19 protein-coding genes are annotated in these 21,046 nt (G+C 40.2%); 14 read left to right on the top strand and 5 right to left on the bottom strand.

Annotated features, from left to right (window positions below; all coding sequences use genetic code 11):
* Positions 1–751 precede the first annotated feature (751 nt).
* Positions 752–1,354 carry a hypothetical protein gene (locus tag BUA53_RS05560; RefSeq protein WP_072834275.1) on the bottom strand — a complete coding sequence of 201 codons (603 nt, stop codon included), beginning with the start codon at positions 1,352–1,354 and terminating at the stop codon, positions 752–754.
* A gap of 689 nt (positions 1,355–2,043) precedes the next feature.
* On the opposite strand from BUA53_RS05560, the gene BUA53_RS05555 reads away from it, so the two are divergent.
* The 12 genes from BUA53_RS05555 to trmD all read left to right on the top strand — a co-directional run bounded on the left by BUA53_RS05555 (position 2,044) and on the right by trmD (position 10,352).
* Positions 2,044–2,511, top strand: a complete 468-nt coding sequence (locus tag BUA53_RS05555) for a hypothetical protein (RefSeq protein ID WP_072834274.1) — start codon at positions 2,044–2,046, stop codon at positions 2,509–2,511.
* A gap of 161 nt (positions 2,512–2,672) precedes the next feature.
* Positions 2,673–3,200 carry a hypothetical protein gene (locus BUA53_RS05550; RefSeq protein WP_072834273.1) on the top strand — a complete coding sequence of 176 codons (528 nt, stop codon included), beginning with the start codon at positions 2,673–2,675 and terminating at the stop codon, positions 3,198–3,200.
* A 147-nt stretch (positions 3,201–3,347) separates the two neighbouring features.
* Positions 3,348–3,761: a DUF7683 domain-containing protein gene (locus tag BUA53_RS05545; RefSeq protein ID WP_072834272.1), complete on the top strand. Its 414-nt coding sequence runs from the start codon at positions 3,348–3,350 to the stop codon at positions 3,759–3,761.
* Positions 3,762–3,914: 153 nt separating this feature from the next.
* Positions 3,915–4,499 (top strand): FEKKY domain-containing protein, encoded by a 585-nt coding sequence (locus tag BUA53_RS05540; protein ID WP_072834271.1) that lies wholly within the window; start codon positions 3,915–3,917, stop codon positions 4,497–4,499.
* A 162-nt stretch (positions 4,500–4,661) separates the two neighbouring features.
* Positions 4,662–5,126 (top strand): DUF4265 domain-containing protein, encoded by a 465-nt coding sequence (locus BUA53_RS05535; protein WP_072834269.1) that lies wholly within the window; start codon positions 4,662–4,664, stop codon positions 5,124–5,126.
* 105 nt (positions 5,127–5,231) lie between these two features.
* A complete protein-coding gene (locus tag BUA53_RS05530) occupies positions 5,232–5,639 on the top strand; it encodes a hypothetical protein (RefSeq protein ID WP_072834268.1) in 408 nt (135 codons plus the stop codon).
* Between the two features lie 270 nt (positions 5,640–5,909).
* A complete protein-coding gene (locus BUA53_RS21170) occupies positions 5,910–6,077 on the top strand; it encodes a hypothetical protein (protein ID WP_175546021.1) in 168 nt (55 codons plus the stop codon).
* A gap of 12 nt (positions 6,078–6,089) precedes the next feature.
* Positions 6,090–6,542, top strand: a complete 453-nt coding sequence (locus BUA53_RS05525; protein WP_084079845.1) for a cytochrome c oxidase subunit II — start codon at positions 6,090–6,092, stop codon at positions 6,540–6,542.
* 37 nt (positions 6,543–6,579) lie between these two features.
* Complete coding sequence (locus tag BUA53_RS05520) at positions 6,580–8,325, top strand: cbb3-type cytochrome c oxidase subunit I (protein WP_072834267.1); 1,746 nt, start codon at positions 6,580–6,582, stop codon at positions 8,323–8,325.
* Entirely contained in the window at positions 8,322–8,942 is a 621-nt protein-coding gene (locus BUA53_RS05515; RefSeq protein ID WP_072834266.1) for an SCO family protein, read from the top strand. Before BUA53_RS05520 ends, BUA53_RS05515 begins: the two co-directional genes overlap by 4 nt.
* 95 nt (positions 8,943–9,037) lie before the next feature.
* The gene (locus tag BUA53_RS05510; RefSeq protein ID WP_072834265.1) at positions 9,038–9,565 is read left to right on the top strand and encodes a c-type cytochrome; all 528 of its coding nucleotides are present in this window, start codon (positions 9,038–9,040) and stop codon (positions 9,563–9,565) included.
* A gap of 100 nt (positions 9,566–9,665) precedes the next feature.
* On the top strand, positions 9,666–10,352 hold the full coding sequence (trmD, locus tag BUA53_RS05505; RefSeq protein ID WP_072834263.1) for a tRNA (guanosine(37)-N1)-methyltransferase TrmD: 687 nt from the start codon (positions 9,666–9,668) through the stop codon (positions 10,350–10,352).
* Between the two features lie 456 nt (positions 10,353–10,808).
* Here trmD and BUA53_RS05500 read toward each other — a convergent pair whose 3' ends face one another.
* From BUA53_RS05500 to BUA53_RS05490, 3 genes are all read right to left on the bottom strand, one after another.
* The gene (locus BUA53_RS05500; protein WP_072834261.1) at positions 10,809–12,977 is read right to left on the bottom strand and encodes an ATP-binding protein; all 2,169 of its coding nucleotides are present in this window, start codon (positions 12,975–12,977) and stop codon (positions 10,809–10,811) included.
* Positions 12,978–13,410: 433 nt separating this feature from the next.
* A complete protein-coding gene (locus tag BUA53_RS05495; protein ID WP_072834321.1) occupies positions 13,411–14,106 on the bottom strand; it encodes a LytR/AlgR family response regulator transcription factor in 696 nt (231 codons plus the stop codon).
* A gap of 95 nt (positions 14,107–14,201) precedes the next feature.
* Positions 14,202–17,321 carry a WD40/YVTN/BNR-like repeat-containing protein gene (locus BUA53_RS05490; protein ID WP_072834259.1) on the bottom strand — a complete coding sequence of 1,040 codons (3,120 nt, stop codon included), beginning with the start codon at positions 17,319–17,321 and terminating at the stop codon, positions 14,202–14,204.
* A gap of 98 nt (positions 17,322–17,419) precedes the next feature.
* Here BUA53_RS05490 and ade point away from each other — a divergent pair, with 98 nt between their 5' ends.
* Positions 17,420–19,072, top strand: coding sequence for an adenine deaminase (gene ade, locus BUA53_RS05485; protein ID WP_072834258.1), 1,653 nt, complete (start codon positions 17,420–17,422; stop codon positions 19,070–19,072).
* Positions 19,073–19,117: 45 nt separating this feature from the next.
* On the opposite strand, the gene BUA53_RS05480 is transcribed toward ade, so the two are convergent.
* A complete protein-coding gene (locus BUA53_RS05480) occupies positions 19,118–20,233 on the bottom strand; it encodes an anhydro-N-acetylmuramic acid kinase (RefSeq protein WP_072834256.1) in 1,116 nt (371 codons plus the stop codon).
* Between the two features lie 114 nt (positions 20,234–20,347).
* On the opposite strand from BUA53_RS05480, the gene upp reads away from it, so the two are divergent.
* Positions 20,348–20,998, top strand: coding sequence for a uracil phosphoribosyltransferase (upp, locus tag BUA53_RS05475; RefSeq protein WP_072834254.1), 651 nt, complete (start codon positions 20,348–20,350; stop codon positions 20,996–20,998).
* Positions 20,999–21,046: the final 48 nt, after the last annotated feature.

The following is a 21,046-nucleotide window of genomic DNA, read 5'->3' as shown; positions in this document are numbered from 1 at the left end:
AAATCAAAAATGAGTACTATTAATATCGTTCGAAATAAGATCTTATATAGAATGTTTGCTGTTGTAAAGCGTCAAACACCATTTGTTGAGAACAATGTAAAAGCTGATTAGAAACTTTTTTTGGCAGTATCTATACCTTAGAATACGCTAAGGATGCGCAAAGAAAAATGCAAAGGATAAAGCTAGAGTCAATACTATTTGCAATCAATTCTTCAACCTAAATACTGACAGCTAAAAGAATACACTTCCACCTTACGAACCAGAAACAAAAAACAATAAATCAACCCACCAGGCGTACCTACGGCACGCTGCTTATAAACTACTTTATTGCTACCTACAAAATGTTCCTACGGAACATAATTAAGCAGATTAATTAATCTATGGTTATTGAAACAATTAAGAGTTTAAATAAAATACGATGCACTTGTCATTACCATGTCCCGTAGGGACATCTGGTTGGTAGATAAAGAGAAATGGGTTCAATAGCGTGCCGTAGGTACGCCTCGTGAGTTAGGTATGTATGAGTTAATTTCAAATGTCAATAACCCTTTGCGACCCTGTGCGTGCCTTCTCTCTCCTTTGCGATACTTTAAGAAAACAGTAACGCGAAGGACGCTAAGGATGCGCAAAGAAAATTGCAAAGGATAAAGCTAGAATCAATACTATTTGCACTCAATTTTTCAACCTAAATACTGACAGCTAAAAGAATACACTTCCACCTTACGAACCAGAAACCAAAAACCAGAAACGCTTATACAGCATGTTTAAGCATAAACAGCGGTATTCTGTAATCTTCCGGAAACTCCCCTTCAAACTTTATGGTCCACGCTATATCATCCATATAAAGCTTAAAGTATTCTATGTCTTCTTCACTAAGTGGTGCAGAAACCTGGATATCCAGCTTGTTCTTCATCTTCTTTTCCTTTTCGGGCTTTTGTTCTTGTATCCTTCCTTTTAGTTCCTCTTCAAAGGAAGACAGGAGTAATTCAAATTGCTCCCGGGTAAGGGAAATACGCTTTTGCTCTGTAAGAAAGGTGAACAAGGCTGAAAACACATCCCTTTTTTCACTTCCCTGCTTTAAAAAAGCAATGGCTATTCTTCTTACCTGGGTAAACAGCCTTGGGTATCTTCTTTTTAATGGTACAAAGCGGTAGATAATAGAAGACATGATATTACCGATTGCAAACCTTTCAGCGCTTCTCCTGCTGCCTTCAAAGGCAGGGTCCTTCCAGAAGCGTCTGGAATCCACACCAGGAAGCATTCTTACAAGGAAACCCCAGTCCACATCCTTATAAAAGTTGATGTCTCCACACACTGTACCTGTTGCCTTTACATGACTTATTTGCTTAGCCATATGATATTAGATTTTATTGATTGTAAAGATTGCTAAAATACTTAGTAACACCAAGGCACTACGGCCGATTTGGCCGCTTTTGTCCGATTTGACCGGTTTTGTCCGCTTTTGTCCGGAAGGGAATGAAGAAAGGGTTGACGAGTTTACTGGTTGACATGAAAAGAACCTCATTCTCCTCAATAATCCTTCTGAATCCTGTTAATCCTAGTTCTCCTCCCTGGGAACTGTATAGCTCCGGTATAGATACTGCGTGATCACCACGCAGTATCTATACAGGAGGTAGCTAGTAGATAGGGCGCAGCTATAGAGAAGTCCGGGAGGAAATGGGTCTTCAAAAGCTATTTGCCGGGTAAAAGCCTTAATGCGGCTTTTTGAAATAATGCGTATTTGCCTCTGCCGCCAAAGAACACCTATAAGATTATATGGTTTTGCCTGGGATTAATGCTTTTGAGAAGGCTTTGGTAACATTGCGTTTTTAATGTTTTTGGATCCGCACTAAAGATGGGCTTATGTTAATCTGAAAACATGAAAAACGCAATTGCAACTCATTGATAGTGTTATTGTAGAATCGTTTTTTAGGGAGATTGCATTTCTAAGGACCGTAGCGTAAATTAGCGAGTTAGCGGCGACTAGCAGACCTCCATTTGTGGAGAAAGGGACTTGCCGCATCTTTATAGAATATTATGAGAATGACTGTTTTTATACTTTTGGTTTCCTTTGTTCTTTCTCTAACGCTATATGGTCAAAAGCCCGTCGAGAGGAAAGAGAAAAGTCCGCTTAACTATTCTCTATTCTATTCATCAAAGGATGTCTATTTAGCATTTGACGAACCGTTGAAGCCTAATGTTCTGACAAAGCAGCAACTGGCAAATTTGTTGACAATCATTGAGCGGGTTTCAGATTCATTAAATCTGAGAGTTACATCAACAAATACGAAAACAGGAAAAATCGACACTTTACGCCACAACTATCAGATTGTTTCTGCAAAGGATAATAAAGGGCAAAGCACAGTATGGGTAAATGCAGTCTGTGACCCAAAGAAAGACTGGAAGAAAGAGCTGGTATTTATTGAAGATGGAGGAAGCTGCTATTACAACTTTCGAGTTAACCTAAGCCAAAAGAGGTATTACAATATAGCTGTAAATAGACGAGGCTAAGACAACGCCGCTAACACTGTGTTTGTAAAATGGCTGCTTCAGAACTACATTTGAACTAAAAATCAGTAATCAACATAAGTAAGGTAAATGAAGCGGAGGTAACACAGAATACAGCCACTTCACAAACACCTTCCACGTTATGGGCAAATAAAGTACCCACTATGCAAAGAATAGTTTTTAGTTCGTTCCTCCTTTTACTATTTTCCATTGGGTCTGAGGCTCAGGACAAGAATGAAATAGCCAGCTTCCTGAAGGACAAAAGGATTTCCAAAGCTGCAAAGGATTACTACCACGGGAAATTTAAAGCAACAGATAATGCAAAGACTTTTTCAATAGTGGACAATATCTTGACTAAAAATTTCCAAACAAGACCATTTTATCTTTACCTCACTACTCAAATTATGAAAAACAGCGATGGTGCTCTATCTGAAGAATTGGGCCTACGGGCAAAAGAGTACCTGGAGCAGCACCCTGACTGGGCATTGTTATTTCTGCGAGGGAATCTGGCTACACCTTCTTTTATTTCTATTTGGGCAGAGACAATTGCAGGTGAGATCATGATAGATTGCGAAGGAAAAGAAAAGCAGTGCGCAAAACAATGGTACGAGACAGCAAATAAGAAAACAAGCACAAACCAGAAACAAACATTGGTGGACTTGTATCGGCAAGTGTCTGCACGATGCCCATAACAATAGTTTTGCAAAAGTTGGGCAGACGGAATAAATTTAAACTTTTAATCGCTAGTCAGCTTTCGTGCAAGTGTTAAGCAGACGAATATAAAATGCCCAACCTTCGCAAAGCCCTTCACGTTAGCCGCAACTATCAAGCAACTCAATTTGACTAAAGAAGAAATTTTAAGAACTATTCGAGTTTCAAAGGGAATTTCTGAAACGGAATTAATGCATCTTAATCCTGAAGGATCAAGTGTAGTATTGGAAGAACACCTTCAAGCTCTTATAAACTCGGGGGACATAGGTTTATGGGAGAAAAAATATTGTCCTGTTTGCAGAGATCTTACTGTAATCTCAAAAGAGCAAAAGGAAATTATTGACGAAATAGAACTTTCTGGACTTAGTGTAGAGGAAATCAAGAAAGTGCTTGAATCAGAACCAAATGACCCTTTGTTTTTTAATGGATACTCCATTGATGAAGCTCAAATAGGCTTGTTTGCAAACTTTAAGCATATAGATTTTGACTTTGAAAAATATGACTATCAAATTTGGTGCTGGATAGATAACGGAAGTGCTTAAAGAGCGGCGGCTAACAATAGTTTTAAGCAACATGGGTTTTTGAAAATGTTTTGAACAAATTATCTTTATTGGCAACAAAGTAAGTCAAGCAGTAGTAATTCAAACATCCATGCTGCTTAAAGCCCTTTCACGTTATGGGCAAGCCGGTCCTTTATGAAAAAAGCTACAGCCATACTATTGCTAATTTTCCTTTACCAGTTCGCAGTTGGACAGTACACCTACAAGGGCAACGTGTATTCTGTTATTCGAGGGCGTCCAATTGGATTTGGAAATATCCAGCTTGCAAGTAAGCTGTACGGACATGGCCGACGACAGAACATCGCAAAAATTGACAGTCTTGGAAATTTCACCTTCAAGTTGAAACAAAAACAAGACGTGCGGATATATGTGGAATGCTACCTGGCGGGCAGCCTAGACACTATCATTTCTTGGCAGCCTACCCCTTTTTCTTGTGGTCTTCAAGTCGTCTGTAACGAATATAACCCTGCGGTAGCCGCAAAGGATATCAATGATAGCTTACCAAAACTTCTTTGTCACTTAGGCTATGCCACATATAAGTTTGACAGCGTAGACCGGGCATTTGAAGCAAAGTATCAAGTGAAGTATGTGAGTTCTGCTGACACGCCGCCTTGGTCGGACTGTATGTGGCTTTATAACAGAGCAGTTGCCGAGTTCCTGGACAAGAAATATGGAGTATCATGGCGAAAAGAAGTAAGGTGGGACGTTCCGCTAAACTAAGCCTGCCCATAACATCTGCTTCCCACAACAGCGGCTGAAGTGCTACTATGAAGCAAAAGAACATTTTGTTTACTTTGGAACCTAAATCAACGACAGAACTGCCAATGCCGCTGCTGCGGAAAGCAGTCTAACGTTGTAGGCAACTTCAAAGCGAGACCAAATATGACACAGCAAGATGATAATTTTGTAAGGCTACTCTTTAGATTTTATAGCGACGCTTTAGAAGACTGGACGGTTGAAACTCTTTGGGCTCAAAGTTTAAATATAGAAAAGGGTTTGTATAAAATTTTTAATATTCCCTTTTATGCGCCAGTTGCGTCCGACGATATAGTGTTTGCTGAGTACGACGATACAGAAAAGATGTTGACTTACAAAGAAACCGTTGAATATTCAGGTAACTCGCTCATTCAAGTGGTAATTTTAAACAAATCTGTAGTGACAAATGACATCCGGGACATCTTTAACTCTATGGACTGTAAATCAGAAAAATTCGAAGAAGGATATTTTGTAATTGAAATTCTTGCAGACAAAGATTATAAACCAATAAAGCAAAAATTAACCGAACTGTCAGACAGTGGGATTATTGATTATGCAGAACCTATTCTTTCTCACAAACATAAGTACTGAAAGAAAGCATTATGCCTACAGATGGAATTCTAATTCCGAACCTATATTAAGCCCTGACCGTTAGGCAAAATTGTGGAAACTCCTTCAAGTCCGCATCTAAATTCAATGAGAAAACTATTTCTAACTCCTGTAATCGTATTCCTGATTTCATGTAATGATTATAGGCATCCTACTTTAGAAGATGTTTTGAAGAGCAATTGCTTTTGGGACATAACAGGCGACAATCAGGTTATCGGTGGTTTGAATTCCTGTTATAGATTTCTCCCCGACGGCCAGTGCTACTTTTATTATTACAATTTTCGCAACAGAAAACTAACAGATTCTGTTTTTCGATATGAAACTGATGATGTTATTGTTCCCACTACTTGGTCCACAGTTGGAGATACTTTACTAATTGCAAGAGGAACTCATTACAAAGTATTGACGGTTGCCAAAGACTCTGTCACTGTTGAAGGATATTTAAACGATACAATGGTTTTTCGCAAGAACTGTCACACGGTTTTAGACAAATAAGGGATGCCAGATCGCTTATCTTATACATAACTGCTCCAAACTATTGTTTGGATGCTATGCTGGCAGACCAATAAATCATCACCTCTGAACATTCCTTATTACCCGGCAGACTCTAAATAATAGTTTTTGATATAAATAAAGACTAACATTTTCAATAATTCATTCATTCCACAATTCAGAAAACTGATTAAAATCATGTTTCCTCAAATCTCTTATCATCTATCCGGGTGGTTCATAAAAATACTTTTGTTACAACCAAAAATCTTCGATATGCAAACCACCGAAATGGTGCAAAGGGATGCGCCACAAATCTCCCAGGAAGAGGAGTTTGACAAAAACTTTAAACCCAGGGGCGCCATTGCATTCTTCATCCTATTAGTACTGCTTGGAGCCTTTATCTGGTATGGTATCTATTTCATAATGCTCGGAAGAGTGTAAACAATCAAACCAATGGTACTGGACAAATTTGAAAAAAGGATCATCCTTATTACCGGGGCTATTTTGTCCCTGTTTATATTTTCTATGCTCTATGGCAGAAGCAAGTATAATGACCTCCCTGAATGCCTGCCTTTTGACAAGACCTATACTGAGGCTAAGGTTACCAAACTTGATGAAAATACCTACCAGGTATTTGCAGTAGCACAGATGTGGCAGTTTCAACCATCACAGATTTATATTCCTGTAGGCAGCGAAGTTGATTTCTTCCTGACATCAAAGGATGTAGTACATGGATTTAACATAGCCGAAAAGAATATCAACATGATGGCCGTGTATGGCAACATCAATAAACAAACTGTAAAGTTTGACAAGCCAGGCGTTTACAAGATCACCTGTCATGAGTATTGTGGTGTTGGCCACCAGAACATGCAGGCAGAAGTCATAGTAAACTATCCAGCCAAATAATCTCCACAATTATATCAAAACGAAAAGCACGATCAACATGCAACTTTCAAAATCATTAAGAAGAGTAATATACTGGGAATTAGGAATTCCACTGGCTCTTTTATCAATAGGAATTTACCATGGACTCATGCAGGTCATATACCGTGCAGGGGTTTTGCAACAACCTTCTTTTGCCAAACTGGATTATTACCAGGGCCTAACATTACATGGCGTTATCAATGCCATTGTTCTGACAACATTCTTTGCTGTAGCTTTCGGTCACGCTACGATTGCTTTCTTTCTAAAGAAGGAGCCTAATAAAAAGCTGGCCTGGCTTAGTTTCTGGCTGATGACCATCGGAACACTGATGGCTGCCTGGGCTATGCTGGCCGGCAAGGCTTCGGTGTTATACACCTTCTACCCTCCGCTAAAGGCACATCCCTTCTTCTATTTAGGGACTGCATTACTGATTGTTGGTTCATGGATTCCTTTGTTTGACTGGTCACGCCTTTACAGGCAATGGAGAAAAGAAAACCCGGATACAAAAACACCACTGGCTGTTTTGGGCACACTGGTGAATTTTATCATCTGGTTTGTATGTACGCTTGCTGCTGCTTACGAAGTATTGGTGTTATTGCTACCATGGGCTATGGGATGGAAACAAACCGTAAATGTTACGCTTGCCCGTACTTTATTCTGGTTCTTCGGTCATGCCCTGGTGTATTTCTGGTTGTTGCCAGCTTACATCATGTTTTATAATTTTCTGCCCAAGCTGGCAGGAGGTAAACTGTTCTCTGATCTTGCAGGCCGCATCGCTTTATTTGGCTTCCTGTTATTTTCAGTTCCCGTAGGAGTGCACCACCAGTTTTCCGATCCTTCCATCACTAAAGGGGTTAAGATCTTTCAAAGCTTATTGACTTTTGGCGTAGCCATTCCAAGTTTTATAACCGCATTTACTCTTGCAGCTTCATTGGAGTATGCAGGCAGGAAAAGAGGTGCCAAAGGCCTGCTGGGTTTTTTTGGGAAATTGCCTTACCTGGATCAAAACCGATACCTCTTTGCCTATATGATCTCAGGATTATTCCTGTTCATCTTCGGTGGACTTACGGGTATTGTGAATTCATCGAGTGAACTGAATGCTGTAGTGCATAACACTGCCTGGTTACCAGGTCATTTTCACATGACTGTTGCAGGGCCTGTGTTTCTTGCCATTATTGGAATGAGCCTTTATATATATTCAAAGAACTCAGGTAAAAAGGTGTTCATGCCAAAGGTGGCAGTGATCATTCCATACCTATGGGTGATTGGTATCCTGATCTTCTCCACTGGTTTATCATGGGGCGGATTGCTTGGTGAGCCACGGAGGACCAACCTGGGAATGACTTACCTGAATCCTAAGAATGAATTGTTCACACCTGAATGGGTGCCAACCACTACACTTGCTTTACTAGGTGGCATTATCATGTTCATTGCGGGCATGCTGTTCCTGGTAGTATTCTTTGGTACCATGCTAAAGAAACAAACAGAAGCAGCCATGCTGGAATTCCCTGTAAGTGAGAACCTGCATAATGAAAGGCGTATACCCTTATTTGATTCCTTTAAGCCATGGCTGGTGACAATGGCGGTAGTGCTGGTAATAGCCTACGTGCCTGCATTTTTAGATGCAACAAAAAATCCAGGACCTGGTGCGCCCCGATTTACTCCTGACAATCCTGTGCCGGTATCTACAACCTTAAAAACCGATGCTTTGCAAACACCAGCTTTAGGAGATAAAACGGCAAGTGCGGCAACTGTGAATAAATGAAAAAGCATTTTAGCATCTGGTTGTTCCTGGCCATAGTGGTGCTGTTGCCCATGGGTGTATATGGCATCGTTAAGTGGTATGAGCATAATTATACAAGGTTGCCGGTATTGGGTGGAAGTGATCATATTATTACAGATTACCAGTTGGTAAATCAATATGGTGAGCATGCTTCACTTGCCAACTGCGAAGGAAAGATCACCGTCAATAATTTCTTTTTTACGCATTGCATCAGCATTTGTCCAAAGATGATCCGCAATTTGAAAAATGTGCAGCAGCTATATATCAACGATCCCTCCCTGCTTATCAACTCTTTTACAGTTGATCCGGAGAGGGATTCTGTTGGCCAGCTAAGAACATATGCCACCAGGATGGATATTCAAAAGAATTGGCAATTAATAACAGGAGATAAAAAAGAGATATATAAACTAGCAAGAAAAAGCTTCATGGTTGTGGCTACTGATGGTGATGGAGGACCCAATGACTTTATTCACAGTGAGTTATTTGTTTTAGTAGATAAAGAAAAACGCATCAGGGGATTTTATAACGGTACCGATAATGCGGAAGTAAACAATTTAATAAGGGATATTAAAAGATTGGAAAAAGAATACGGCCGGTAAACCTGACCAAAATCATCTGTTCTACTGTTTGAAGTAATCATTTTGGAAAATTTATTCTTTCAGCTTTGTAACGAAAAGAAAACAACGCATTACTAATGAAAAGGAAGATCACTCAATTAGCTCTGATATTCTTTATAAGTTCACACGTTATGGCTACGCCTCCTGTAGAGGAGGGAAAAGCTATATTTAGTTCCCGTTGCGCAGCTTGCCACAATGTAAACAAAGTGGTTACCGGACCTGCCCTGGCCGGTGTAGACCAGAGACGGTCCATAGACTGGATCATTAATTTTGTTCACTCTTCTCAAACGGTAATTAAAAAAGGCGATAAAGATGCAGTAGCTCTTTTTGATAAATTCAATAAGATCCCAATGCCTGATCATCCCGATCTTACGAGTGACAATATCAAAAGCATTGTGGAATTTATTAAATCAGAAGCCAGTGCAGGTACAGAGAAGGCACCGTTTAACAAACCGGGCAAATTACGCCCTGTATATACACCATTGTCCATCACCAACTATGGATTCTTTATTGGTTATTTAGCTGTTGTTACCCTACTTATTTTCGGCTTATTGATGGCTGTAAAAGTAAAGAATATGGAACGCATCATGCGCCGTAATCAGTAAAGAGTGTATCGTTGGTTTTCGTTTCAATTGTGCTCTACCCATCCCTTAAACAAGGATTAAAGGATAGAGCACTTTTTTTTGCCTGGCCTATCTTTGCCGGATGCATGTTGATATAATAACTGTATTGCCCGAGTTGCTGAACAGTCCCCTCTCCCATTCCATCATGAAAAGAGCACAGGATAAGGGTCTGCTCACGGTGAATACCCATAACCTCAGGCAATGGGCAGTGAATGAGTATGGTCAGGTGGATGATTACCAGTATGGTGGCGGTGCAGGCATGGTGATGATGTGCGAACCATTGGTGAATGCCATAGAGTCGCTTCAAAAGGAAAGAAAATATGATGAGATCATTTACCTGACACCTGATGGCAAAACACTTGATCAGCAAATGGCAAATCAACTTTCACTTAACGAAAACCTTTTGTTGATCTGCGGTCATTACAAAGGGATAGATGAGCGTATAAGAGAGCATTATATCACCAAAGAAGTTTCCATTGGCGATTATGTATTGAGTGGAGGTGAACTTGCAGCCGCTGTATTGGTTGATGCTATTGGCAGGTTGCTGCCTGGTGTATTGAATGATGAAACCTCTGCATTAACAGATTCCTTCCAGGATCATTTACTGGCACCACCCGTGTATACCCGACCTGCTGAATATAAAGGGTGGAAAGTACCTGATGTATTGCTTAGTGGGGATCCTAAAAAAATAGATGACTGGCGGCATGAAATGGCTATTGATAGAACCAGGCAAAGAAGACCGGATATTTATAAGAAGCATGAGGAGTAAACCAGAGGTTTGAGTTACTACATAGGGGATCATTAATTAATTTCTGTGCGCATCATTTACATGATCTGTTCATAGTTGACAGAGATCAAGTAAATTTTAATTTGATATTTGCGGGAGAAAGTCCTGGTGTTAAAATAAGAGCCTCCTGTAGAAACAGGACGCTGTTGATTAGGACATTGCTTCCCAATTGTTATGGCAATTGGAGGGAAGCTCTGTAAAACGTTTTAGGGAAAAAAAGTGCCCCGCTTAGAAAAGCAGGGCTTCACCCTTAACCATACGAAACCAAGTTCTTAAATTCTATGTAGAAATCTTACGATCTATTAATCTATCAGAAGGCGATATAAAGGTACATAGCCACTATTCCGTACAATATTTGTTTCGGTGAAAGCCCCAAAAAAATCGATAAGTGTAAGGTAGTTCTTAATTAGCCGAAGTAGTATAAAAGATTGTGAAAGCTTAAGCGGTTTTAAGTAATCTTTTTACGCCTTCCAACGCTTCATTGCACCTTGCAGAAATGAAATTATAACGCTCCTCCAAAACTGAATCATCTGTAAGTTGTTCAACGTTTTCAATCTCTGATAAGACAGGGGTCAATTCTTCTGATAAGCCCACATAACCAACGGTTGATTTCATCGTATGCGCTGTACGCCTGATTTTGTCATGATCCCTTACCTGGATAGCATACTTTAACAAATTCAGTTCTTCGGGCATCTGCATTTGAAATTGTTCTAATATCTGCCTTTCAAAATCAGCATCATTGCCAGATAACTGGTGAAGATATTCCAGGTTTATAGGTACAATATGATCATTGACATTATCAGTGACATGTTGAGCATGCCGGGCTATGATATTATAAAGGACTGTTTCTTTAATTGGCTTCGATACATAATCATTCATTCCTAAGGCCAGGCATTTTTCCTTTTCACCAGTCATCGCATGGGCAGTCATTGCAATTATGGGTATATCATTCTGTAATTCTTTCCTGATCTTTTCTGTTGCCGTATAACCATCCATTTCAGGCATCTGTATATCCATTAACACTATGGAGTAATTATTCAATTTTAGCTCCTCAATGGCATCAGCGCCATTGTTAACAATAGTAAAATCAATGGACCAGCTTTTAAATAAATGAGCAATCAGTTGCTGATTCATGATGTTATCTTCTGCTATCAATGCCTTAATACGCTGAAGGGTTACAGGTTCTACCTCTGCTGCCAGGGCTTCAGAATACATCTGGTCTATATCCGGAAGTTTATAATTTAATTCTATTGTAAATTCAGTGCCTTTGTTCAAAACACTTTTTAAATTGATATGGCCCTGCTGCAGATCCACCAGCTGCTTTACAATGGCAAGTCCAAGGCCTGTACCTCCGAATCTCCTGGTAATTTCGGTATCAGCCTGCTGGAATCTTTCAAAAATATAATTCTGTTTATCCGGAGCAATGCCAATACCGGTATCTGAAATGATCAAACGCAACCTGACCTCTGACTCACTGATGGCCACATTATGAACCGCGATGCTAATAGAGCCTTCATGAGTGAACTTTACAGCATTACTTATAAGATTGACTAGTATCTGTGTTAAACGAACGGCATCGCCCTGTAATACATCAGGTACATCTTTATCTATGTGCACATCCAGGCTTAGTTGCTTTTCCCTGATCTTTTCAATAAACATGGCACCTACAGAGTTGATGAGGCTATTCAGGCTAAACCTCACTTCTTCCAGGTGCATCATCCCCGCTTCTATCTTTGAAAGGTCAAGGATATCATTTACAAGGGCCAGCAGGTTCTCACTTGCTGAATGAATGTTCCTTACATAATCTCTTTGATTATCATTTAACTGCGTACGACGCAACAGGTTAGTGAATCCTAAAATAGCATTCATAGGTGTGCGAATTTCATGGCTCATATTGGCGAGGAACTGCTCCTTCATTTGAGCCACTTCACGGTTACGCTTATCCGATTCATTCAATAAACTTATTATCCTTTGCTGATGGCGTCCCTGGCTAAGGATGTACCAAAAGGCAAGGATAACTGCCAGGAGGGCTATCGCAGTGACCACAAGGCCCCAAAGACGGGCTTTGCGCCCGGAGGATTCAGTGGTAGCAGTAAGCTGGTTTAATTTAGCCTGGCGGTTATTATCTAGTACTGTTATAACGTGCGTTATGCTATCCCTGAGTATCTGCCCTTTATGGGAATTGATAACGGATTCTGCAGAATCCTTTCCATGCTGTTTAAATGCATCAAGTATTTTACGGCTGAAGTTTAATTTTTCATTGACTAAATACTGAAGGTTGTGGATCTCGAATGACTGTACCTGGTCCTTATTAATATGCTGAAGATTGGAAAGTTCAGAACTAATAAATTGAATCCTGCCGTCAATATTGTTCAAAGAAGAACGGTCAGAGGAAATAACTGCACCTCTTATATCGCTCTCCACCATCAATAAATTTGATTCCAGCTTGCGCAGATCATTCTGAAGCCGGATCTCTCCTTGCAGGCGTTGATTGCCCTGGATCAACCTGTTTATATTGTAACCAGAGATTACCTGGAGAAAAACGATAACCAGTATACCCACTAAAAATAACCATAACACGACATATCTTAATTCCGGTTTGCGCATAGTATTGCTACCGAAAATACGAAAATCAATTTGCCGGGCTACTGTGTTTGGAACTTAGTATAGTTTTTTTTGCTAAGCGAAAGATCCCATAGATGGATAAGATCATTACTACCAGGCTGGGCAATAGAACAAATGATCTCTTTTGAGAAAATATTTCAATAAAGAAATAATACTCAGAAGTAATGAGAATAGAAAGGGATAATATGAATACAATAAATCTTTTCATAAAAAAACAGGAAATATCCTGTTGGTTGCTTAGTTACCAGGTGTATTGCTATAACGATTACAATACAATCCTAATGAACTGAATTCATAAACCGGATCTCATTTTATGAATACAAAACAAATGTAAGCGCCCTTTTTTTGTATAGGCCACCAGTTAGTTTAAATAAAGAAACGCTTCGATGAAGGGGATATTAGCTACGATGAAATTTTAAAGAAGATTCAATCTTTTGTTAAGATTAGCTTTATGGGTATCCGCTACAGGAATACTGGTCTTTCCAATACTGATAGTACCTTCCTGTATATAGTCTATTTTATTAATAGCAACAATATAACTGCGGTGAACCCTGATGAATTTTGAAGAAGGAAGCTTCTCTTCAATTGATTTTAAAGTTGCATGTACTACATGAAATTTCTGTGCAGTATGGACCTTTACATAGTCTCCCATTGCTTCCAGGAATAGAATATCATCAATACTGATTCTTTTAAGAATGCCATTATCCTTGACAAATACAAAACCCTGTTCTTCAACCTTTACTTCTTCCTTATTGCTTTCCAATGCTTCATTGGCCTTTTCTATTGCCTGCTTGAACCGTGGCAAAGCAATTGGCTTGATCAGGTAATCTACAACGTTCAGTTCAAAAGCCTCTACTGCATAATCTGCCTTGGCAGTTGTAAATATGATCAATGGCTTTTTATTGCCCATTTTTTTTATAAGTTCAAGGCCACTCATACCTGGCATTTCAATATCAAGCAGCAACAAGTCAATTGAAGTATCATCCAGTTCTGCATTAGCTTCCATAGCATCGCTGCATTCAGCCACCAATTCAAGTGAAGGAACCTGGGTTACTAATTGCTTCAGGGCCATCCTGGCCATCTTATTATCATCTACAATTAAACACTTCATAATTAAGGGTATAAACAAATATAATAAACCATATGTTGCTTCGAACAAAAAACATGAAAGCAGGAATCTTCTTCCTGCTTTCATAATCATGCCAATTATTTTATACCTATAAGAGGTAAGGATTTTTGACGAATCAACTCATTAAAAGCAGGAATGGTTTTTTCTTTAATTGTCCTGAATTTTTGGAGCTGTTCATCGACCTGAGCACTGATATCTTTAAACACTTCCTGTGATTGTTTACTCGGTGCAAAATTGCCACTGTTAGCTACATCAAACAGACCGGATAATTTATCATTCAATCTAATGGGATAATTCAACACATCCTGCTCACTTTTTGCCTTGGTCTGGTAAAGGTTTTCTTCTATGGTAGTCATCTGCTTATTAATACTATCTGCCATTGATTTTACATCTTTAGGAATATCCTTTCCCTGTAAACTGGTAAAAGCATTGATCTGGTTACGTAAATTACGGATATCCTTAATGGTTTTTTGCGTAGAATCAAACTTAGCCTGAACTGTTTTAAGAAAAGCAAACTGTTGATCATACTCCTGCTGCGTAGTTTTATAAGTCAGGTCTGGTGTGATCACAAATGGAACATCAACTGAATCCAGCCCAATTTTGAACCTGGCATAATAAGACCCGGGAGGAGCAACGATACCCGATGGAACTCCATTCCATAATACCATGCCCTCTACTCTTTCGGATGCGGGGTATAGTAAATTCCAGGAGAATGTATTCATACCTTTTCCAATATCCAATTTAGACTTAGCATCTTTTGCATCCGAAGAAAAAGATTTTATCTCATGATGTTCTTTATCAAAAATAGTTACAACTGCCTTTGTTGAATCCTGGATCTCTTTTACATAATATTTAAAAACCACTCCCGAAGGTGGATTGGTTCCTGCGTTTTTAGGTGTTCCGAAAGATTGCGAAAAACGGTTGCCAGGAATGCGTATGGTAGGTTTTACCTGGAAAACGTGCAGATTCTTATCAACTATTGATCTATCCAATTGCTGGATCACACCAAGGTCATCTATTATCCAGAATGAACGTCCCTGGGTAGCTACCACAAGGTCATTGTCTTTAATAGTAAGATCAGTTATAGGCACCATTGGTAAATTTTGCTGAAAGCTTTGCCAGTTGGCACCATCATCAAACGAGATATACATGCCATATTCTGTTCCTGCGTATAACAGTCTGGGACGTTTGGGATCTGCACGTAAACACCTGGCAAAATGCATAGAAGGAATGCCATTGGTGATCAGTTTCCATGACTTGCCATAATCTTCCGTTTTATAGATATAAGGTGTAAAATCATCAAGCTTATAACGTGTGCCTACAAAGTAAGCTGTACCTTTTTTGAAAGGATCTGCCTCAATACAATTCCACATCATCCATTTGGGACAACCTTTGGGCGTAACATTTGACCAGTTCTTTCCTCCATCCGGGCTAACAGAAATGATTCCATCATCACTTCCGGTCCATAACAGGTCCTTTTCCAATGGAGATTCTGTAGCAGTAAAAATGGTGCTGTAATATTCTACTGAAGTATTATCCTTTGTAATGGGTCCTCCGCTTGGACCTTGTTTTGATTTATCATTTGTTGTAAGATCAGGAGATATCTGCTGCCATGTCTGGCCTTCATCTTCTGTTACAAACAATACATTACCGGCAGTGTATAAACGTTTGGGATTGTGTGGTGAAAAGAAAATAGGAAAGTTCCACTGGAAGCGGTATTTCTGCACATCTGCACCTGCTCCCATGGGATTGTCCGGCCATGGGGACACGGCCCTGTTCTCGCCGGTTTTATGATCGAGCCTTGAAAGATACCCCCCATAGTTACCTCCATAAACAATATCCGGATTCAAAGGATCGGCTACTACATAGCCACTCTCAGCCCCTGCAGTTGGTTCCCAATCGTTCTGTGTGATACCTTCCCCGGAAGACCTGCTTTTAATCCTGACAGTACTATTGTCCTGCTGGGCGCCCAATATTCTGTAGGGATAAGAATTATCTGTGCTTACCCTGTATATCTGCGCAGTTGGTTGATTCATATACGTGCTCCAATTGGCACCGCCATCAAAGCTTACCTGTGCTCCACCATCATCTGCTACTATCATCCGGTTACCATCTGAAGGATCTATCCACAGGTCATGATGATCACCGTGAGGCGTATTAATGGATTGAAAGGTTTTGCCACCATCCCTGCTTCGCATAAGATTTACATTGGGCGCATATACCAGGTTGTCATTTTTAGGATCTACAAACACTTTGTTGTAGTACCATGCCCTTTGCCTGATATTATTATCATTACTGGTAAGTGTCCAGGTTTCACCAGCGTCGTTAGACATAAACATGCCACCATCCTGGTTTTCAATCAGCGAATAGATCTTATCAGGGTTTGATGGAGATACAGCAACTGATACAATGCCCCACACACCTTTAGGCAAACCTTTTTTTGATGATATGTTGGTCCAGGTCTCACCGCCATTTATACTTTTCCAAAGCCCACTTCCTTCACCACCACTTTCCATACTGTAGGGTGTACGCAAAGCCCTCCAGGTGCCTGCATACAACACTTCAGGATTTCCTTCTTCCATAACAAGATCGGAAGCACCTGTTTGTTCGTTCACATATAATACCCGTTTCCACGATTTACCTCCATCTATTGTTTTATAAATACCCCGCATTTGATTGGGTCCAAATAAATGCCCCATAACAGCAGCCCAAACAATATCAGGGTTTCGGGGATGAATAAGAATCCGTACAATATGGCGACCATCTTTTAGTCCGATATTCTTCCATGTCCTGCCACCATCTTCGCTTCGCCACATACCCTGCAAACCTTCACTAACATTGCCGCGCAAGGTATTTTCACCTTCTCCCACATAAATGATATTCTCATCACTGGGTGCTATAGCCACAGATCCAATGGTGCCGCCAAAAAATTTATCGCTGATATTTTTCCAGTTGCTACCACCATCTGTTGTTTTCCATACTCCACCTCCAGTAGCTCCGAAATAAAAAGTATTCTTGTTAGTGAAGCTTCCTGCCACAGCCCCACTGCGGCCACCACGAAAGGGTCCAACCAATCTATAATTTACTTTAGATAAAAGAACGGATTCTGATGACTCAAGGCCTGGGCTGCTTTTCTTCTTTTGAGCTGGTGCCACAAAAGCAAGAAATACAGGAATACATAACAATAATTTCCTCATGTGTATTTGCAATTAAAGCGGAAAAGTTACAAAGGCATAATTGATTGAAAAAAGAAATGCTTTGGAAACCCGCAAAATTATTTTGATAGCTTTATTCAATGAAGGAGTCATTTATCATCAGGGGAAAGCTTGTAGACATATTTGCCAAACAGATATATGCTGCAGAAATAAAGGTGGAAAAGGAAAGGATCGTAGCAATAACAAAGGTGGATGAGCAAGCAGGCCTGGGTAAAGATTTTAATCACTTCATCATACCTGGGTTTATTGATGCACATGTTCATATAGAAAGCTCCATGATCATTCCTTCGGAGTTTGCAAGGCTGGCAGTGGTTCATGGTACTGTGGGTACAGTTAGTGATCCACATGAAATTGCCAATGTCTGCGGAATGGAAGGCATTAACTTCATGATTGAAAATGGAAACACGGTGCCTTTTAAATTTAATTTTGGTGCTCCCAGTTGTGTTCCCGCTACCAGCTTTGAAACTGCAGGAGCCACTATAGATGCAAAGGCCATAGACTTGTTGATGCGGAGAGACGAAATTCTTTACCTGAGTGAAATGATGAATTTTCCTGGTGTGCTAAACGGGCATGAAGAAGTGAGGGAGAAAATAAAAACAGCACATAAATACAATAAGCCTGTGGATGGCCATGCTCCAGGACTAACGGGAGAATTAGCTTCAAAGTATATTAATGCCGGCATCTCAACTGACCATGAATGTTTCACAAAAGAAGAAGCATTGGACAAGTTGCAGCGGGGAATGAAGATACTTATCAGGGAAGGAAGTGCAGCCCGCAATTTTGACGCCCTGATCGACCTGCTTCCTGACTTCCCTGACAAGATGATGTTTTGCAGTGATGATAAACATCCGGATAGCCTGGTGCATGGGCATATAAACCAGCTGTGCCAGAGGGCGGCAGCAAGAGGAATTGATGTATTTACAATTTTAGCCGCTGCCTGTGTGAACCCTGTTGTTCACTATAAACTGAAAGTTGGCCTGCTGAGGAAAAACGATTTCGCAGATTTCCTTTTAGTGAAAGACCTTGAAAACTTTGATGTGGTACAAACTTACGTAAACGGCAAACTGGTTGCTGAAGAAGGCAGATCACTTATTGAGGCTACAAAAGCTGCATCTGTAACGGCCGTAAATAATTTCAATTGCAGTAAAAAAAACGTCTCTGATTTCTCTACCAGTCTTCCTGAGAAGGGATCTGCTGTCCATGTAATAGAAGCGCTGGATGGTCAACTGATTACCAATGCATTGACTTTGACAGCTGAAAACCTCTCCGAAGCGGGCGGTGCCAATATTGAAAAAGATATTTTAAAAATAGTTGTTGTAAACAGGTACCAGGATATGCCGGTGGCTAAAGCAAGGATCAAAGGGTTTGGACTAAAGAATGGTGCCCTTGCTTCTTCTGTGGCCCATGATTCACATAATATCGTTGCTGTAGGAGTTGATGATGAATCAATTTGCAAAGCAGTGAATCTTGTCATCGAAAATAAAGGCGGGGTAAGTCTTGCGACTTCAAGCCAGGAAACAATAATAGCACTTCCCATTGCAGGATTAATGAGCGCCAATGACGGCTATAGCATTGCCGAACAATATTCAGCTATTGATCAAGCAGCCAAATCAATGGGTTCTACCCTTGGCGCGCCCTATATGACCCTGTCGTTTATGGCGTTGCTGGTAATTCCACACCTTAAACTAAGTGACAAAGGATTATTTAATGGAGACAGTTTTTCATTTGTTTGATCCCCGTCTCCTTATTTATCATGGAATAAGCGGGCAGCCAGAATTTTATGCTTCCTGGCCAATCCATACTGCCCCACCAATACTGTCCCTTATAGCGCCAGTAACAGAAGACAGTACATTGTACTCTTGCCTCCACCTCAGTACACCGATCAATGCCATAACCAGGGCTTCCTTATAATTAATAACATTCATTTCGGGTAGCATAACTGTTACTCCCCTTGTTTGTAGCTTTTGAGATAGTGTTGCAATCAAAAAATCATTCAATGATCCACCCCCGGTTACAAGCATTCGGAAGTTACTTTTAATAGCTTCTTCCTGCCCTACGTTCGGTATAAAGTTAGTTTCAATAGCTGTGGTCAATTGTTGAACCACATGTTCTGTATACGTCCTCAAAGCATCATTATGTGTTAATCCAAATGATTTGATCATTGGATAGATCACCTCTATTCCAAAATCATTGGCAAGAGACTTAGGGTAAGGCTGCAGGTAATAAGACAAACCATTTAACTTCTCCAACAGGCTCTCATTGATGTTTCCCATTTTAGCCATTTGACCCTTGTCATCATAGCTTTTACCTGTGGTTTCAGAAATAAGGTTTAAAACCCTGTTGGCAGGGCAAACATCAAATGCAATATATTTTCCGGGAAGGTTAAAAGACATATTAGCTATGCCGCCCAGGTTTAAATAAAGATCAAATTCTGGAAAAAGAAGTTTTTCACCTATGGGAACTATGGGAGCACCCTGTCCGCCAAAAGCTACATCAAGCGCTCTTAAGTCGCTAACAACCGGCAAGCCTGTTTTGGCAGCAATGGCCGCCCCTTCTCCAAGTTGTGCGGTTAGTTTTTTATCAGGCATATGGAATGTAGTATGACCATGCGATGCAATCAAACCTACCTTATAATGCAAACTATTTTTGTCAATAAAGCGATTAACCGCCTCCCCCAGATAATGTCCGTATTCCACATGCAGCAATTGGTAATCCCTGGCATTTAATTCAGTTGCATTTTGTAGTCTTTCTTTCCATACCTGCGCATATTCTTCACATTCAGCAGCTATAATCTCATATTGCCATTTACCTGCGTTTTCCTGGAATTCAACAAATACAATATCTAATCCATCCAATGAACTGCCGCTCATTAATCCGATAGCTCTGTACAACATAATTTTTAAAATGGGTTTTAACCGTGAATTAGCTGTATAAAAACGAATTCAGTTAAATAGCCTTAAACTGCATTCTTCTTTATATTTTTGGGGCGAAGGTAGAAATTCAACTTAATGGTAATCAATTTAAGCAGGGAACATTCTTTAGTAAGCAACTGGGTAGCAGAACTTCGTGACGTTGAAATACAAAAAGACAGGATGCGTTTTAGGCGTAACCTGGAGAGAATTGGTGAAGTGGCCGCTTTTGAGATCAGCAAAAGATTACCTTTTGTACAAAAAGAAATTCAAACGCCCCTGGGTACGGCATTTTGTGAAGTATTGGAGGAACAACCCGTTCTTACCACAATACTGAGAGCAGGGCTTGCACTGCACAACGGATTGATCAGCTATTTTGACAAGGGAGATAATGCCTTTGTTTCCGCCTACCGTAAGCACAGTAAAGATGGATCGTTTGAAATTGCTCTTGAATACCTGTCCTGTCCTGAAATAGACAATAAAGTATTGATCATTTCTGATCCCATGCTTGCAACCGGGGCTTCCCTGGTCAAAACCATTCAATACTTAAAGGAGGAAGGAAGTCCTAAATCCATACATGTGGTAACTGCTATAGCCTGCACAGTAGGGATTGAATACCTCAGGCGTGAGGTGCCTGAAGCTATAATCTGGTGCGGTGCCATTGATGATGAATTGACTGCGAAAGGATATATTGTCCCGGGATTGGGAGATGCAGGCGATTTGGCATATGGTGCCAAGATCCAATCATAGAAAGAATTTTGCGGTAAACGCCTTTCTTTGTAATTTTCGCATCTAACT

Source organism: Flavisolibacter ginsengisoli DSM 18119, assembly GCF_900129295.1.
Classification (GTDB): Bacteria; Bacteroidota; Bacteroidia; order Chitinophagales; family Chitinophagaceae; genus Flavisolibacter; species Flavisolibacter ginsengisoli.
Note: the sequence above shows the minus strand (reverse complement) of the source record. Positions and strands in the feature narration are given on the sequence as shown.

What these genes read in the sequence shown, in the direction of transcription:
- BUA53_RS05560 (WP_072834275.1), bottom strand. Translation starts at nt 1,354, where the DNA reads ATGGCTAAGCAAATAAGTCATGTAAAGGCAACAGGTACAGTGTGTGGA.
- BUA53_RS05555 (WP_072834274.1), top strand. Translation starts at nt 2,044, where the DNA reads ATGACTGTTTTTATACTTTTGGTTTCCTTTGTTCTTTCTCTAACGCTA.
- BUA53_RS05550 (WP_072834273.1), top strand. Translation starts at nt 2,673, where the DNA reads ATGCAAAGAATAGTTTTTAGTTCGTTCCTCCTTTTACTATTTTCCATT.
- BUA53_RS05540 (WP_072834271.1), top strand. Translation starts at nt 3,915, where the DNA reads ATGAAAAAAGCTACAGCCATACTATTGCTAATTTTCCTTTACCAGTTC.
- BUA53_RS05535 (WP_072834269.1), top strand. Translation starts at nt 4,662, where the DNA reads ATGACACAGCAAGATGATAATTTTGTAAGGCTACTCTTTAGATTTTAT.
- BUA53_RS05530 (WP_072834268.1), top strand. Translation starts at nt 5,232, where the DNA reads ATGAGAAAACTATTTCTAACTCCTGTAATCGTATTCCTGATTTCATGT.
- BUA53_RS21170 (WP_175546021.1), top strand. Translation starts at nt 5,910, where the DNA reads ATGCAAACCACCGAAATGGTGCAAAGGGATGCGCCACAAATCTCCCAG.
- BUA53_RS05525 (WP_084079845.1), top strand. Translation starts at nt 6,090, where the DNA reads ATGGTACTGGACAAATTTGAAAAAAGGATCATCCTTATTACCGGGGCT.
- BUA53_RS05520 (WP_072834267.1), top strand. Translation starts at nt 6,580, where the DNA reads ATGCAACTTTCAAAATCATTAAGAAGAGTAATATACTGGGAATTAGGA.
- BUA53_RS05515 (WP_072834266.1), top strand. Translation starts at nt 8,322, where the DNA reads ATGAAAAAGCATTTTAGCATCTGGTTGTTCCTGGCCATAGTGGTGCTG.
- BUA53_RS05510 (WP_072834265.1), top strand. Translation starts at nt 9,038, where the DNA reads ATGAAAAGGAAGATCACTCAATTAGCTCTGATATTCTTTATAAGTTCA.
- trmD (WP_072834263.1), top strand. Translation starts at nt 9,666, where the DNA reads ATGCATGTTGATATAATAACTGTATTGCCCGAGTTGCTGAACAGTCCC.
- BUA53_RS05500 (WP_072834261.1), bottom strand. Translation starts at nt 12,977, where the DNA reads ATGCGCAAACCGGAATTAAGATATGTCGTGTTATGGTTATTTTTAGTG.
- BUA53_RS05495 (WP_072834321.1), bottom strand. Translation starts at nt 14,106, where the DNA reads ATGAAGTGTTTAATTGTAGATGATAATAAGATGGCCAGGATGGCCCTG.
- BUA53_RS05490 (WP_072834259.1), bottom strand. Translation starts at nt 17,321, where the DNA reads ATGAGGAAATTATTGTTATGTATTCCTGTATTTCTTGCTTTTGTGGCA.
- ade (WP_072834258.1), top strand. Translation starts at nt 17,420, where the DNA reads ATGAAGGAGTCATTTATCATCAGGGGAAAGCTTGTAGACATATTTGCC.
- BUA53_RS05480 (WP_072834256.1), bottom strand. Translation starts at nt 20,233, where the DNA reads ATGTTGTACAGAGCTATCGGATTAATGAGCGGCAGTTCATTGGATGGA.
- upp (WP_072834254.1), top strand. Translation starts at nt 20,348, where the DNA reads ATGGTAATCAATTTAAGCAGGGAACATTCTTTAGTAAGCAACTGGGTA.